This is a genomic window from Variovorax monticola (genome assembly GCF_051216855.1).
GTDB lineage: Bacteria > Pseudomonadota > Gammaproteobacteria > Burkholderiales > Burkholderiaceae_C > Variovorax.
Genome location: NZ_JBPJZP010000002.1, coordinates 213,173 through 228,389, shown reverse-complemented (window position 1 = coordinate 228,389; position 15,217 = coordinate 213,173). Strand labels below are relative to the sequence as shown.

General features: G+C 66.9%; 12 protein-coding genes. 11 read left to right on the top strand and 1 reads right to left on the bottom strand.

The annotated features are described in order from the left end of the window. Positions 1–101: 101 nt before the first annotated feature. Entirely contained in the window at positions 102–1,763 is a 1,662-nt protein-coding gene (locus tag ACSFA5_RS06360; protein ID WP_435443189.1) for a peroxidase family protein, read from the bottom strand. Positions 1,764–2,085: 322 nt separating this feature from the next. Here ACSFA5_RS06360 and ACSFA5_RS06355 point away from each other — a divergent pair, with 322 nt between their 5' ends. The 11 genes from ACSFA5_RS06355 to accD all read left to right on the top strand — a co-directional run bounded on the left by ACSFA5_RS06355 (position 2,086) and on the right by accD (position 15,164). Then, the gene (locus ACSFA5_RS06355; RefSeq protein WP_435443188.1) at positions 2,086–3,039 is read left to right on the top strand and encodes a LysR substrate-binding domain-containing protein; all 954 of its coding nucleotides are present in this window, start codon (positions 2,086–2,088) and stop codon (positions 3,037–3,039) included. Positions 3,040–3,085: 46 nt separating this feature from the next. Beyond that, positions 3,086–4,507, top strand: coding sequence for a 3-isopropylmalate dehydratase large subunit (gene leuC / locus ACSFA5_RS06350; RefSeq protein ID WP_435443187.1), 1,422 nt, complete (start codon positions 3,086–3,088; stop codon positions 4,505–4,507). A 14-nt stretch (positions 4,508–4,521) separates the two neighbouring features. Continuing rightward, a complete protein-coding gene (gene leuD / locus ACSFA5_RS06345; protein WP_435443186.1) occupies positions 4,522–5,178 on the top strand; it encodes a 3-isopropylmalate dehydratase small subunit in 657 nt (218 codons plus the stop codon). Between the two features lie 36 nt (positions 5,179–5,214). Then, on the top strand, positions 5,215–6,303 hold the full coding sequence (gene leuB / locus ACSFA5_RS06340; protein ID WP_435443185.1) for a 3-isopropylmalate dehydrogenase: 1,089 nt from the start codon (positions 5,215–5,217) through the stop codon (positions 6,301–6,303). Between the two features lie 90 nt (positions 6,304–6,393). Then, positions 6,394–7,536 carry an aspartate-semialdehyde dehydrogenase gene (gene asd / locus ACSFA5_RS06335; protein WP_435443184.1) on the top strand — a complete coding sequence of 381 codons (1,143 nt, stop codon included), beginning with the start codon at positions 6,394–6,396 and terminating at the stop codon, positions 7,534–7,536. A 169-nt stretch (positions 7,537–7,705) separates the two neighbouring features. Then, the gene (locus ACSFA5_RS06330; RefSeq protein WP_435443183.1) at positions 7,706–10,477 is read left to right on the top strand and encodes a FimV/HubP family polar landmark protein; all 2,772 of its coding nucleotides are present in this window, start codon (positions 7,706–7,708) and stop codon (positions 10,475–10,477) included. 30 nt (positions 10,478–10,507) lie between these two features. Then, positions 10,508–11,329 (top strand): tRNA pseudouridine(38-40) synthase TruA, encoded by an 822-nt coding sequence (truA, locus tag ACSFA5_RS06325; RefSeq protein ID WP_435443182.1) that lies wholly within the window; start codon positions 10,508–10,510, stop codon positions 11,327–11,329. Then, a complete protein-coding gene (locus ACSFA5_RS06320; RefSeq protein WP_435443181.1) occupies positions 11,326–12,027 on the top strand; it encodes a phosphoribosylanthranilate isomerase in 702 nt (233 codons plus the stop codon). The genes truA and ACSFA5_RS06320 overlap by 4 nt, the downstream gene beginning before the upstream one ends. A gap of 49 nt (positions 12,028–12,076) precedes the next feature. Further along, the gene (trpB, locus tag ACSFA5_RS06315; protein ID WP_435443180.1) at positions 12,077–13,354 is read left to right on the top strand and encodes a tryptophan synthase subunit beta; all 1,278 of its coding nucleotides are present in this window, start codon (positions 12,077–12,079) and stop codon (positions 13,352–13,354) included. Then, positions 13,354–14,199 carry a tryptophan synthase subunit alpha gene (trpA, locus tag ACSFA5_RS06310; RefSeq protein ID WP_435443179.1) on the top strand — a complete coding sequence of 282 codons (846 nt, stop codon included), beginning with the start codon at positions 13,354–13,356 and terminating at the stop codon, positions 14,197–14,199. Before trpB ends, trpA begins: the two co-directional genes overlap by 1 nt. 92 nt (positions 14,200–14,291) lie before the next feature. Next, complete coding sequence (gene accD / locus ACSFA5_RS06305; RefSeq protein ID WP_435443178.1) at positions 14,292–15,164, top strand: acetyl-CoA carboxylase, carboxyltransferase subunit beta; 873 nt, start codon at positions 14,292–14,294, stop codon at positions 15,162–15,164. Positions 15,165–15,217 lie beyond the last annotated feature (53 nt).

Sequence of the window (15,217 nt, the reverse complement as noted above, 5' to 3'; positions counted from 1 at the left end):
CTGGCATTTTTTTTGTTGAATATTTGCTGTGTGCGGAGCGCTTTAGCTCGCGCGCAAGGCGATGGCTTGGCAGATGGCGTCTTAGAAGGCCTTTTTGTTGTTCAGGCGTTGGACGGGTCGGCAAAATGCAACAGGCTGCGCACCACGAGCGGTGCGTCGGCGGGCAACATGGGCGTCCAGCCCGCAGGCGCCGCATTGAAGAACGACTCTTCGTCGGCATCCAGCAAGCCGTAGAACACCTCGGCAACGATGCGGCCACCGACCCAGCCCAGTTGCGACTTTGCACCGACGCCGGTCAGCAACTCGTCTTCGCTGAATTCCTTGTGGCCGTGCAGCGCTGCAATGGGCGCTTGCGCTTCCGCAAGGATGTAGAACCACAGCGGCGTGGCGTCGTCGAAGACGGAGGCAATCCGCTGGAACCTGAACGTGCCGTCCTTGGCGCCGGGCTTGCGGACAACCAACTGCTCCTTGTGAAGCACTTTGCAAGGCAAGCCCGCTGCCAGCAACGCGGCAGCCACGGCCTGGCCGCTCGCGATGCGGTAGCTGTCGCCGCGCAGCAGGTTCAGCAACGCCAGCGACGGACGGGGCGGCGTGACCTCGGTGTCCGGCAACACGGCGGGCTTGATCATCTCGCTGGCCTGCTCGGCCGTGCCGTCCCCGGCCACCTGGGAACGCGGCAGCACACCCAGCGGGTCGACCAGGGTCGGGTCGAGCTTGTAGGCAAACTGCAGCCGAAGTGCACCGTCCGGCTCGGTGCCCGCCGCGGCGTTGCGAGGCTCGACCGGCGGCACCATGGGCAGGGTAGACGGAAAAAAGCGGCCCCAATCGTCGATCACCTGGTTGTTGGTGATCGGGTCGAACCCGAGGAGGCTATCGGCACCGGCCGTCGGGGTGGGGTCGTTGCTGGCAGGAAAGATGCTGAATCGGTTCTTCAGTCCGGCGTTCATGCGGTAGCCGGTGCGAACGCCCGAATGACCGAAACGGTAGGCCGCCGCCACGAACTCGCGCGGCAGGTTGTCGCGCTTGTTCGGCGTGTACAGCGCGTAGTTGAGCGCACGTGCCGTCGGCGTGCGGTGCTGCAGATCGCCAAGCACTTCCGCGTGCACGATGCGCGGAAGAAAGTCGTCGATCAGCAGGCGCTGATAGGTCCAGCGCACCTCGTTGCGCGCCGATGGGAACAGCCGGTGCGGCACGCTCCAGGTCGAAGGCGAACGCTTCTTCAGTTCGTCGACCACGGCGTTGTGGTACTTGATGAAAGCGAGCTGCAACTGGCTCACGATCGAGTTCTCGTCGTTGCGTTTGTCCCCGATGATGGCGCGGCCGTTCGGGTTGCGCAGCAGGTCGCGCGCAGCGGCGGCTGTCGCGCCAGAGGAGGTGTCCGGCGAATCGTCCTTGAACAGCAGCTTCTCGCCCGCCGGGTCGTACATGAATGGCTGGGCATCGGGTCCGTCGCCGTAGAGACAGTCGAGGTCGAAGCGCGGCGTGCGCAGGTTGGTGGGTGTGCTGCCGCTGGCTGGATCGAGGGTCGACGTGCTGTCGAAGGTCAGGTCGTGGTCCACGAACTGCCCGAAGTAGGTGTAGCCCGCCGGGACCAGGATGTTTTCCTCCGGATCCGGTCCGTCCTTCACGGTGTCGACCTCGCCTTTCATGTCCGCCGCCAACCTGGCGAGCGCCTGAGGGTCGTAGCTGACTGCGCGCAGCGGCAGCAGCGAGGTGAAATCCTGGACGCGTCTGCCAACGACGCCGTGGCCCATGTCACTCATGATGAATTCCTCGGAATATCGACTGAGGGATCTCGCACCGCGCCGGATGCGCGAGCGAGGCGGTGGAATTTGTCTTGCGTCGAAACAGCGCTTGCGAAAGGCCGCCCCTGGACGCTGGGTGCACGGCCGCTCTCGGACAGGCATTGGAGACCCGTGGCCGAACTGCGTCCATAGCGCGAACGGCCTACGGAATCCGGTAGGAGCGTCGCTCGTCGCCAGCCGGCAGCAATGCCATCTCATATCGCGATGGCATCTCGGTGAAAACAATAAGAAAATAGCCAGCTCATCGCCAGACGCGATGCCCAAGCCCTGATCCAGTCCCATGAGCACGTCCGAACGCAACTTTGCACGCCGCATCGACCTCACGTCGTTGCAGCTGTTCGTGGCCGTGTGCGAGCTGGGCAGCATCGGCCGCGCGGCGGAGCGCGAGTTCATCGCGGCGTCGGCCATCAGCAAGCGGCTGTCGGACCTCGAAGCCACGCTGGGCACCACGCTGCTCTACCGCCATGCGCGCGGTGTCGACCTGACGCCGGCCGGCGAAAGCCTGCTGCACCACGCGCGCTCGGTGCTCTACAGCCTGGAGAAGATGCAGGGCGAGCTCAGCGAGTACGCGGACGGCGTGCGCGGCCACGTGCGGGTGCACGCGAACATTTCGGCCATCGTGCAGTTTCTGCCGGAAGACCTGGGCGTGTTCACGCGAGCGCACGAGGCCATCAAGATCGACCTGGAAGAGCACCTCAGCAGCGAGGTGATCCGCGCGGTGCAGGAGGGCGCGGCCGACCTCGGCGTGTGCCACGTGGCCGGCGGCGCGGGCGAGCTGCAGAGCCTCTCGTACCGGCACGACCGCCTGGCGCTCATCGTTCCGACGGGCCATGCACTGGCACCGCAGGGCGCCATCGACTTCATCGATTCACTCGATTTCGACCACGTCGGCCTGCACACCAACAGCTCGATCTACGTTGCCATGCACGAGGCGGCGCTGAACGCCGGTCGCAGCGTCAAGCTGCGCATCCACGTCACGGGCCTGGACGCCATGTGCCGGATGATTGAAAACGGCCTGGGCATCGGCGTGATGCCGCATCGCGCCTTCGAGTTGATGCAGAACGGCATCGGCCGCGGCCTCGTGAGCGTGGCGCTCAACGACGCCTGGGCGGCCCGCGAAATCCGGCTGGTGGCGCGCGACTTCTCCACGCTGCCGGTGGCGGCGCGCTCGCTGGTCAACCACCTGCACGCTGCCGCCGACTCGGCAGGCGCCACAGAACCACTCGCGGCCTAGACCGCGGACAGACAATCCATTTCCCCACGAAAGACAAGAGACCGACATGGCACGCACGCTCTACGACAAGATCTGGGACGAACACGTCGTCCACACCGAGGAAGACGGCACCGCGATCCTCTACATCGACCGCCACCTGGTGCACGAAGTGACCAGCCCGCAGGCGTTCGAAGGCCTGCGCGAGGCCGGCCGAAAGCTCTGGCGCATCAGCTCGATCGTGGCCACGGCCGACCACAACACGCCGACCACCGGCTGGGAGCGCGGCTATGAAGGCATCGCCGATCCGACCAGCAAGGAACAGGTCACCACGCTGGACAAGAACATTGCCGAATTCGGCTCCGCCGCGTTCTTTCCGTTCCTGAGCAAGCGCCAAGGCATCGTGCACGTGATCGGCCCCGAGAGCGGCGCGACGCTGCCGGGCATGACGGTGGTGTGCGGCGACTCGCACACCTCCACGCACGGCGCGTTCGGCGCACTGGCGCACGGCATCGGCACCAGCGAGGTGGAGCACGTCATGGCCACGCAGACGCTGCTGGGCAAGAAAGCGAAGAACATGCTCGTGAAGGTCGAGGGCAAGCTGCCCCTGGGCTGCACGGCGAAGGACATCGTGCTGGCCATCATCGGCAAGATCGGCACCGCCGGCGGCACGGGCTACACCATCGAATTCGCGGGCTCGGCCATTCGCGACCTGAGCATGGAAGGCCGCATGACGGTCTGCAACATGGCCATCGAAGCCGGCGCGCGCGCCGGGCTGGTGGCCGTGGACGAAAAAACCATCAGCTACGTCAAGGGCCGCCCGCTCGCGCCCACCGGCGTGGAATGGGAGCAGGCCGCCACCTACTGGCGCACGCTGCAGTCCGACCCCGGCGCCGCGTTCGACGCCGTGGTCGAGCTCGACGCCACGCAGATCCCGCCGCAGGTGACCTGGGGCACCTCGCCCGAAATGGTGGTCGACATCAACGGCCGCGTGCCCGATCCCGACAAGGAAAAGGACGCCAGCAAGCGCGGCGCCATCGAACGCGCGCTGGTCTACATGGGCCTGGAACCCAACAAGGCGATGAACGACATCTTCATCGACAAGGTGTTCATCGGCTCGTGCACCAACAGCCGCATCGAGGACATGCGCGAAGCCGCTGCCGTGGTGAAGAAGCTCGGCCAGAAAGTGGCGAAGAACGTGAAGCTGGCGATGGTCGTGCCCGGCTCGGGCATGGTGAAGGAACAGGCCGAGCGCGAAGGCCTCGACCTCATCTTCAAGGCCGCGGGCTTCGAATGGCGCGAGCCCGGCTGCTCGATGTGCCTGGCGATGAACGCCGACCGGCTTGAGCCCGGCGAGCGCTGCGCATCGACCTCGAACCGCAACTTCGAAGGCCGCCAGGGCGCTGGTGGCCGCACCCACCTCGTGAGCCCGGCCATGGCCGCCGCCGCCGCGGTGCATGGCCACTTCGTCGACGTGCGCACCTTCGCCTGATCTGGAGACATCACATGCAGAAATTCACCGTGCACAAGGGCCTCGTGGCGCCGATGGACCGCGAGAACGTCGACACCGACGCGATCATTCCGAAGCAGTTTCTCAAGTCGATCAAGAAGACCGGCTTCGGCGTGAACCTGTTCGACGAATGGCGCTACCTCGACGCCGGCTTTCCGGGGCAGGACCCGGCCAGCCGCAAGCCCAACCCCGACTTCGTGCTGAACCAGCCGCGCTACGCGGGCGCCTCGGTGCTGCTGGCGCGCAAGAACTTCGGTTGCGGCTCGTCGCGCGAACACGCGCCCTGGGCGCTCGACCAGTACGGCTTTCGCGCGATCATCGCGCCGAGCTACGCCGACATCTTCTTCAACAACAGCTTCAAGAACGGCCTGCTGCCGATCGTGCTGCCCGAAGCCCAGGTGGCGCAGTTGTTCGACGAGGCGCTGGCCTTTCCGGGCTACGCGCTGACCATCGACCTGGAGCGCCAGGTGGTGGTGAAGCCGGACGGCGGCGAGCTGGCGTTCGACGTGCAAGCGTTCCGCAAGTACTGCCTTGTCAACGGGCTGGACGACATCGGCCTCACGCTGCGCCACAAGGACAAGATCAAGGCCTTCGAAGCCGAGCGCCTGGCCCAGAAGCCGTGGCTCGCGCATACGATGCTCGCCAACGCCTGAGCGCGCCCTCTTCACTCTCTTCAACATACGACAAAAATGAAAATTGCAGTTCTCCCGGGTGACGGCATCGGCACCGAAATCGTGGCCGAGGCCGTCAAGGTGCTCGACGTGCTCGACCTGAAGTTCGAGATGGAGTCGGCGCTGGTCGGCGGCGCGGCCTACGAGGCGCACGGCCATCCGCTGCCTGAAGCCACGCTCAAGCTCGCGAAGGAATCCGACGCGGTGCTGTTCGGCGCGGTCGGCGACTGGAAGTACGACAAGCTCGACCGGCCGCTGCGGCCCGAGCAGGCCATCCTGGGGCTGCGCAAGAACCTCGGGCTGTTCGCCAATTTCCGCCCCGCCATCTGCTACGAGCAGCTCGTGGACGCGTCGAGCCTGAAGCCCGAGCTGATCTCGGGCCTGGACATCCTGATCATTCGCGAGCTGACCGGTGACATCTATTTCGGTCAGCCGCGCGGCCGCCGTATCGCGACGGACGGACATTTCCCTGGCGCCGAGGAAGCCTTCGACACAATGCGCTACTCGCGCCCCGAGGTCGAGCGCATCGCCCGCGTCGCCTTCGAAGCGGCCCGCAAGCGCAGCAAGCGCGTGACCAGCGTGGACAAGGCCAACGTGCTGGAGACCTTCCAGTTCTGGAAGGACATCGTCACCGAGGTGGGCAAGGAGTACCCCGACGTCGAGCTCGACCACATGTACGTCGACAACGCGGCCATGCAGCTGGTGAAGGCGCCGAAGAAGTTCGACGTGGTGGTCACGGGCAACATGTTCGGCGACATCCTCTCGGACGAGGCCGCGATGCTCACCGGCTCGATCGGCATGCTGCCCTCGGCGTCGCTCAATGCAAGCAACCAGGGCCTGTACGAGCCCAGCCACGGCAGCGCGCCCGACATTGCCGGCAAAGGGGTTGCCAATCCTTTGGCTACAATCCTGTCCGCTGCCATGATGCTCCGCTTCTCACTCAACCAACCCGAGGCTGCCGACCGAATCGAGTCGGCGGTGAAGCACGTGTTGGCCTCCGGGCTGCGCACGGGCGACATCTGGTCGGAAGGCACGAAGCGCGTCGGCACCCGCGAAATGGGCGACGCGGTCGTAGCAGCGATCACCAAAAAGACGATTACCGGCTAACCGCAGCCCGCTTCGTCACGCCCCTCCCCGGCTCGACGAGTCGGGGGCAAGAAAAGACAGATTTTTTCTTTTTTCAAAGGGCAAATGGAAATGGCGAACGCATCTCAACCTCTGGTCGGCCTCGTGGGCTGGCGCGGCATGGTCGGCTCGGTCCTGATGGACCGCATGCAGGCCGAAGGTGACTTCGGTCTCATCGAACCGGTCTTCTTCTCGACCTCCAACGCCGGCGGCAAGGCCCCCGCGATGGCCAAGAACGAAACCGCGCTGAAGGATGCGAACGACATCGACGCACTGAAGAAGTGCGACATCGTCATCACCTGCCAGGGCGGCGACTACACCAGCGAAGTCTTCCCCAAGCTGCGCGCCGCTGGTTGGACGGGCCACTGGATCGACGCCGCCTCCACCCTGCGCATGCAGGACGACGCGGTCATCGTGCTGGACCCGGTCAACCTCCCCGTGATCCAAAACGCGCTCACCAACGGCGGCAAGAACTGGATCGGCGGCAACTGCACCGTGAGCTGCATGCTCATGGGCGTGGGCGCCCTGTACAAGGCAGGCCTGGTCGAATGGATGACCAGCATGACCTACCAGGCAGCATCGGGCGGCGGCGCGCAGCACATGCGCGAGCTGCTGACCCAGTTCGGCACCCTGAACACCGAAGTGCGCGCCCTGCTGGACGACCCGAAGTCGGCCATCCTCGAGATCGACCGCAAGGTGCTGCACAAGCAGCAGAACCTGAGCGCCGCTGAAACCGCCAACTTCGGCGCCCCTCTCGGTGGCTCGCTGATCCCCTGGATCGACAAGGACCTGGGCGACGGAATGTCCAAGGAAGAATGGAAGGCCGGCGCCGAAACCAACAAGATCCTGGGCCAGGGCGCAGGCTTCGGCACCGCCGCCGTGCCGGTCGACGGCTTCTGCGTGCGCATCGGCGCGATGCGCTGCCACAGCCAGGCGCTGACTTTCAAGCTCAAGAAGGATGTGCCGGTCGCCGACATCGAAGCGCTGATCGCCGCCGACAACCCGTGGGCGAAGGTCGTGCCGAACACCCGCGAAGCGACTGTGAAGGACCTGACGCCGGTGGCGGTGACGGGCACCATGAACATTCCAGTCGGCCGCATCCGCAAGCTGGCGATGGGCCCGGAGTACGTCGGCGCCTTCACCATCGGCGACCAGCTGCTGTGGGGTGCCGCAGAACCGCTGCGCCGCATGCTGCGCATCCTGCTCGAAGCCTGATATGGGGTGCTCAGCGCCTTTTGAAACATGAATTGTTGCCAGATGGCAACACTGCATGTGATCGTAAGTATGCGCGCACTGGGTAGAACGGGCGCAGTGCCTTGTCAGTGTCCAATGATGATGCTAACGTCCTCTTACAAATTCTGGGCCTGAGCCGCCCCCTATCAGCATGACAAGACATCTGTTACCCGCGGCCAGCCCATCGGCCGTTCACCTGCCCCTGCCTTCGAATGGCTGGCGCCTTTCCATCCTGGGTGCCGCGGCAGCTGTGGCGCTGGGCCTTGCCAGCGCCGACGCCAGCGCCTTCACGCTCGGTCAGCTGAAGGTGCAATCGGCGCTGGGAGAGCCGCTGCGTGCGGAGATCGACGTGACCGAAATGGCCGCCAACGAGGCGGAGGGTCTGAAGATCAACATCGCGACCGCCGAAGCCTTCAAGAGCGCTGGCGTTCCGTACAACGCGGCCCTCAGCGACGTCAAGGCGACGTTGCAGCGTCGCGCCGGCGGCCAGTACGTGGTTCGCCTGAACGGCAACCGCCCGCTGAACGACCCCTTCATCGATCTGCTGCTGGAAGCCAACGGCGCGTCGGGCCGCATCGTGCGCGACTACACCGTGCTGCTCGATCCACCGGCCACGCGCCAGGCGGCCACGAGCACGCCGGCCGCGCCCATCGCCCCCCAGATTGCCACGCCCGTCGAGCGCGCTACCCCCGCGCCGCGCGTCAGACGCGAGCGCGCCGCACCGCCGGTCGCGACGGCGCCCTCGGCGCCTGCCGCAGCCCCGGCGCCCACTCCCTCACCCGTCACCGCAGCCGCACCGGCCCGTGCCAGCGGCGGTGGTGGCGAGCAGGTCACCGTGCAGCGCGGCGACACCGCGAGCAAGATCGCCGGCGCCCACAAGCCAGCCGACGTGTCGCTCGACCAGATGCTGGTGGCGCTCCTGTTGGCCAACCCCGACGCGTTCGTCGGTGGCAACGTCAACCGCATGCGCGCAGGCGCCGTGCTCGACCTTCCCGGCGCAGCAGAAGTCTCGGCCGTGACGCCCGCGGAAGCGCGCCGCACGGTCACCGCGCAAAGCCGCGACTTCGGGTCATACCGCCAGCGCCTGGCAGAGAACGCACCGACCGCGAACGTGGCGGCTGCCAGTCGCAACGCCTCGGGCAAGCTGCAAGCCAATGTCGAAGACCGCAATGCTGCGGCCAGTGCCCCCGACAAGCTCACCATCTCGCAAGGCAGCGCTACCACCCGTGCCGCCGACGAGAAGGTTGCGCAGGCACGCCAGGCGCAGGACAGCAGCAACCGCGTGGCGGAACTGTCGAAGAACATCGATGACCTGAACAAGCTCAAGACCGCCACAGGCGCAGGCACGGGCTCGTCGGCACCTGCCGCGGCGTCCACCCCGCCGGCCGCCCCAGGCATTCCGGTGCCAGCGCCATCCACCAGCGCGACGACGGCGCCCGCAGCCGCCAGCCCCGCGCCAGTTGCGGCTGCACCGGCACCCGCTGCAGCCCCTGTGGCCGCACCCGCCGCGCCCACGCCTGAAGCGACAGCCGTTGCGCCTGTGGCCGCTGCCGTCGCGGCAGCCGCCACGCCGTCGGCCGCCGACGCCGCTGCCGTGCCTGCAACGGCTGCAGCCAGCGCCGCAGCAGCCACACCCGTGACACCTGCGCCGGCCGCCAAGAAAGTCGTCGCAGCGCCGCCGCCCCCGCCGGAACCCACCTTCCTCGAAGAACTGCTCGACAACCCGTTGATGCTCGCCGGTGGCGCGTTGATCGCGCTGCTGATCGGCTTCCTGCTGTACCGTGTGCTGGGTCGCCGGCGCGAGGAAATGAGCGAAAGCGTGTTCCTCGAAAGCCGCATCCCCAAGGATTCGTTCTTCGGCGCCAGCGGCGGCGAATCGGTCGACACCAAGAATCGCGGCGACTCCACCGTCTCGTCGCTGTCGTACTCGCCCAGCCAGCTCGATGCGGGCGATGTAGACCCCGTGGCCGAAGCCGACGTCTACCTGGCCTACGGCCGCGACCTGCAGGCCGAGGAAATCCTGCGTGAAGCGCTGCGCCTGAACCCGGACCGCACCGCCATTCACCTGAAGCTGCTCGAAATCCATGCCAAGCGCCGTGACGTGCGCGCTTACGAAAGCCTGGCTACGGAAGTGCACAAGCTGACGGGCGGCACCGGTTCCGACTGGAACCGCGTGGTCGACATGGGCAAGGACCTCGATCCCGGCAACCCGCTGTACGAATCGGGCGCACCCCGCAGCGGTGGCGCCAGTGCCGCCGAAACGGCCGCCTTCGCAGGCGCCCTGGCCGCAGCGGCCAAGCCGGTTGCTGCACCGCCCGCCACGCCGCCGGCCGCTTCGGCACCGCCCGCGTTCGTGCCGTCTGTTGCACCGCTGGACTTCGACCTCGACCTGATCGCGCCACCGCCCCCCGCACCTGCGCCCGCCCCGGCCCAGAGCCACGCACCGGTCGGCGCCAGCCTGCCGAAGTCGGCCTACGCACCCGCTCCGACGACGGCGCGCCCCGCTGCTCCGCTGTCGAACGGCCACCTCGACACGCCTGTCGATCTCGAGAACGATTTCGACACCGCCCCCGGCGCACTCACTGCCAACACCCTGCCCGGTTCGCTGAGCGACGTGGACAACACCCGCCCCGCCATGCTGCGCAATGCACTGCCGGCCGACTCGGGCTTCATCGAGTTCGACATGAGCGCGCTGGCCGGCCTGCCCGCTGCCCGCCCGGTCGAAACGACGCGACCTTCGCCGGTCTCGCACGATGACGACGACGGCGACGACAGCCCGCATGCCGTCAAGCTCTCGCTTGCACGCGAACTGCAGGCCATCGGCGACGTCGAAGGCGCCCGTTCGCTGGTCGAGGAAGTCGAAGCCGAAAGCGCCGGCGACCTGAAGACGCAGGCGCGTCAACTGCTCGCCGAGTTGCGCTGAGCGGTTGTTGCGGTCCCTGTTCCTGAATTCGTGAGGCTGGCGCTCGGCATCCGCTACAACGGGCAGGCGTACGAGGGCTGGCAGAGCCAGCGCTCGGGCCGCACAGTGCAGGACAAGCTCGAAGCGGCCCTCACGAAGTTCACCGCGCAGCCTCCGGGCACCATCGGCACGCTGTGCGCAGGCCGCACCGATGCCGGTGTGCATGGGCTCATGCAGGTGGTTCACTTCGACACCACCATCGAGCGCGACCCTTTCTCCTGGATGCGCGGCACCAACCGCTTTCTGCCCGACGACATCGCGGTGCAGTGGGCCCAGCCGGTGCCCGACGAATTCCATTGCCGCGCCAGCGCCCTGGCGCGCCGCTACCTCTACGTGCTCTCGCAATCGCCCGTGCGGCCCAGCCTCGATACGGGCAGGGTCGGCTGGTCGATGCACGCGCTCGACGGCGATGCCATGCGCGCGGCCGCCGCGCTGCTCGTCGGCCGGCACGACTTCAGCTCGTTCCGCGCATCGGCCTGCCAGGCGCGCTCGCCGGTCAAGGACCTGCGGCGCATAGCGATCACGCGCGTCGGCGACGGCGAACGCTGCCGCTGGCATTTCGAGTTCGAGGCCGACGCCTTCCTGCATCACATGATCCGCAACCTGATGGGCTGCCTGGTGCGCATCGGCCGGGGCGACGAGCGCGTCGAATGGATATCCGAGGTGCTCGCGGCGCGCAGCCGCAAGGTGGCGGCACCCACGTTCTCCGCGGACGGCCTGTACTTCGTGGGCCCGTTGTACGACGCCAAGTGGGGCCTGCCAGCCGAGGCCACGCTGCAGGCCGGCGGGGCTCCGTATGATGGCCCGCCATGACCGCGCCCACCCCTCCCCGCACCCGCATCAAGATCTGTGGCCTGACGCGTGAGGCCGACGTCGATGCCGCGGTCGATGCCGGCGCCGACGCCATCGGCTTTGTCCTGTACCCGAAAAGCCCCCGCGCCGTGACGGCCGAGCGGGCCGCCGAACTGGCCTCGCGCCTGCCGCCCTTCGTCACGCCCGTGCTGCTCTTCGTGAACGAGGACGCTCCCACAACCATAGCGGCACTCGCACATGTGACGGGCGCGATCGCTCAATTTCATGGCGAAGAATCGCCCGCACAGTGCGAAGAAGCCAGCGGGCCCGGGCGCTTTCGTTACATGCGTGCCGCGCGCATTCCCCTGGGGGCTGCCGGGGCCGGCTTCGACCTCGTAAAATACGCGTCCGATTACTCCCACGCCCAGGCCATCCTGCTCGACGCCCATGTCGAAGGTTATGGCGGTGGCGGCAAGGCTTTCGATTGGTCACTTCTTCCACCCGCCGTCGACGCTCACCTCGTCTTGAGTGGTGGGCTCACACCTGCAAACGTGAGCGATGGCATTCGCATACTGCGGACACGCTGCAAGTCGCTGTCCGTTGATGTGAGCTCGGGCGTCGAAATCGACGGCCCGGGAAACAAGGGCCTCAAGGACGCCGGAAAGATCCGGCAATTCGTCGCCGCAGTCAGAGCCGCCGACGCGTCCTTCTCCAGTTAGCCGCCGCATCCCGATCGTTTGTCGGGCTGCGGCCCACCGATCGAGAACCATGCAAAGTAACTACCAGCAACCCGATGCCACCGGCCACTTCGGCAACTACGGCGGCACCTTTGCGAGCGAAACGCTCACCCACGCCATCAACGAACTGCGCGACGCGTACGCGAAGTTCAAGGACGACCCGGCCTTTCTGGCCGAGTTCCACTACGAGCTGAAGCACTTCGTCGGACGCCCCTCGCCGGTCTACCACGCCGCGCGCACCAGCCGCGAGATGGGCGGCGCGCAGATCTACCTGAAGCGCGAAGACCTGAACCACACCGGCGCGCACAAGATCAACAACGTGATCGGCCAGGCGATGCTCGCACGCCGCATGGGCAAGCCCCGCGTGATCGCCGAGACCGGCGCCGGGCAGCATGGCGTGGCGACCGCCACCATCTGCGCGCGCTACGGCCTCGAATGCGTGGTCTACATGGGCAGCCAGGACGTGAAGCGCCAGAGCCCCAACGTCTACCGCATGAACCTGCTCGGCGCGACCGTGGTGCCGGTCGAGTCCGGCAGCAAGACGCTGAAGGACGCGCTCAACGAAGCCATGCGCGACTGGGTCACCAATGTGGAAGACACCTTCTACATCATCGGCACCGTCGCCGGCCCGCACCCCTACCCGACGATGGTGCGCGACTTCCAGAGCGTGATCGGCACCGAATGCATCGCGCAGATGCCCGCCATGCTCGCGGCCGACGGCATCACCGGCGAAGCCGAGGGCAAGCAGCCCGACGTGGTGGTCGCCTGCGTGGGCGGCGGCAGCAACGCGATGGGCATCTTCCACCCCTACATTCCGTTCGCGGGCACGCGCCTGATCGGCGTCGAGGCGGCGGGCGAAGGGCTGGACAGCGGCAAGCACTCGGCCTCGATCCTGCGCGGCAGCCCCGGCGTGCTGCACGGCAACCGCACCTACCTGCTGCAGAACCAGGACGGCCAGATCACCGAGACCCACAGCATCAGCGCCGGCCTCGACTACCCGGGCGTGGGCCCCGAGCATGCGTACCTGGCCGACATCGGCCGCGCGGAGTACGTCGGAATCACCGACGTGGAGGCGCTCGAGGCCTTCCACTACCTGTGCCGGACCGAGGGCATCATCCCCGCGCTCGAATCCAGCCACGCCGTGGCCTACGCCATGAAGCTCGCCAAGACCATGCGCCCTGACCAATCGATATTGGTGAACCTCTCCGGCCGCGGCGACAAGGACATCGGCACCGTGGCCGACCTGTCGGGCGTCGATTTCTACGACCGCCCCTCGATGCGCGGCCTGAGCGTGAAGGGAGGCAAGTGATGAGCCGCATTGCCGCTACCTTCGACGCGCTGAAAAAAGACGGTCGCCGCGCCCTCATTCCGTACGTCACCGCAGGTTTCCCCTTCGCCGACATCACGCCCGAGCTGATGCACGGCATGGTCGAAGCCGGCGCCGACGTGATCGAACTCGGCGTGCCCTTCTCCGACCCCATGGCCGACGGCCCGGTGATCCAGAAGGCCGGCGAGGCCGCGCTGGCACTGGGTGTGGGCATGACGCAGGTGCTGGCCATGGTGGCCACCTTCCGCCAGAAGGACACGAGCACGCCCGTGGTGCTGATGGGCTACGCCAACCCGGTCGAGCGCTACGACCTCGTGCACGGCAAGAAGGCCTTCATCCGCGACGCGGCCGCGGCCGGTGTCGACGGGCTGCTGGTGGTCGACTACCCGCCCGAGGAATGCGAAGCCTTCGCCGCCGAGCTGAAGGAAGCCGGCATCGACCTGATCTTCCTGCTCGCCCCGACCAGCACCGACGAGCGCATGGCCCAGGTGGCGCGCATCGCCAGCGGCTACGTGTACTACGTGTCGCTCAAGGGCGTGACCGGCGCCGGCCACCTCGACACCGAGGCGGTGGGCCGCATGATTCCGCGCATCCGCCAGCACGTGAGCATTCCGGTGGGCGTGGGCTTCGGCATCCGCGACGCGCGCACGGCGCAGGCGGTCGGTTCGGCCGCCGATGCCGTCGTGATCGGCACCAAGATCATTCAACTCATCGAAGACCAGCCGCGCGAACGCGTGGTGCCGGCGGTGCGCGAATTCCTGGCGGGCATCCGCGAGGCACTCGACGCGTTGCCCGCGGCTACCCCTAAAAACACGGCTGGCCGATAATCGCCGTTGCCTCGCCCCCAACCCCTCTTCCTCATGCGGGAGAGGGGAGCTAAGTGTCAGGAAGGCATCCTTCCTGAGAAATTCGGAGTCCCATGAGCTGGCTTGAAAAACTGCTACCCGCCAAGATCGCACAAACCGACCCGTCCGAGCGCCGCCAGGTGCCCGAGGGTCTGTGGATCAAATGCCCCGCCTGCGAGACCGTTCTGTACAAGACCGACCTCGAGCACAACCAGAACGTCTGCCCCAGCTGCAGCCACCACCACCGCATCGGCGCGCGCGCACGGCTCGACGCATTTCTCGACCCCGAAGGCCGCTACGAACTCGGCCAGGAAGTGTTGCCCGTCGACGCGCTGAAGTTCAAGGACAGCCGCAAGTACCCCGAGCGCCTGAAGGAAGCCCTGGAGAACACCGGCGAGACCGACGCGCTGGTCGTGCTGGGCGGCTCGGTGCACAGCATCAACGTGGTCGTGGCCTGTTTCGAATTCGAATTCATGGGCGGCAGCATGGGCAGCGTGGTCGGCGAGCGCTTCGTGCGCGGCGTCGAGACCGCCATCGAACAGAAGGTGCCCTTCATCTGCTTCACCGCCACCGGCGGCGCGCGCATGCAGGAAGGCCTGCTCTCGCTGATGCAGATGGCCAAGACCAATGCGTCGCTCACGCGCCTGGCGAAGAAGGGCCTGCCCTACATCAGCGTGCTGACCGACCCGACCATGGGTGGCGTGTCGGCCGGCTTCGCGTTCGTGGGCGACGTGGTGATCGCCGAGCCCAAGGCGCTGATCGGCTTTGCCGGCCCGCGCGTGATCGAGTCGACCGTGCGCGTGACGCTGCCCGAAGGCTTCCAGCGCGCCGAGTTCCTGCAGACCAAGGGCGCCATCGACTTCATCAGCGACCGCCGCGCGCTGCGCAAGACCATCGCCAGCACGCTGGCCATGCTGCAGCGCCAGCCGGCCGACGCGGTCAGCTGAGCGAGAGCGAACACGGCAAAAGAAAAGGGCCCGGGTGCATTGCACCCGGGCCC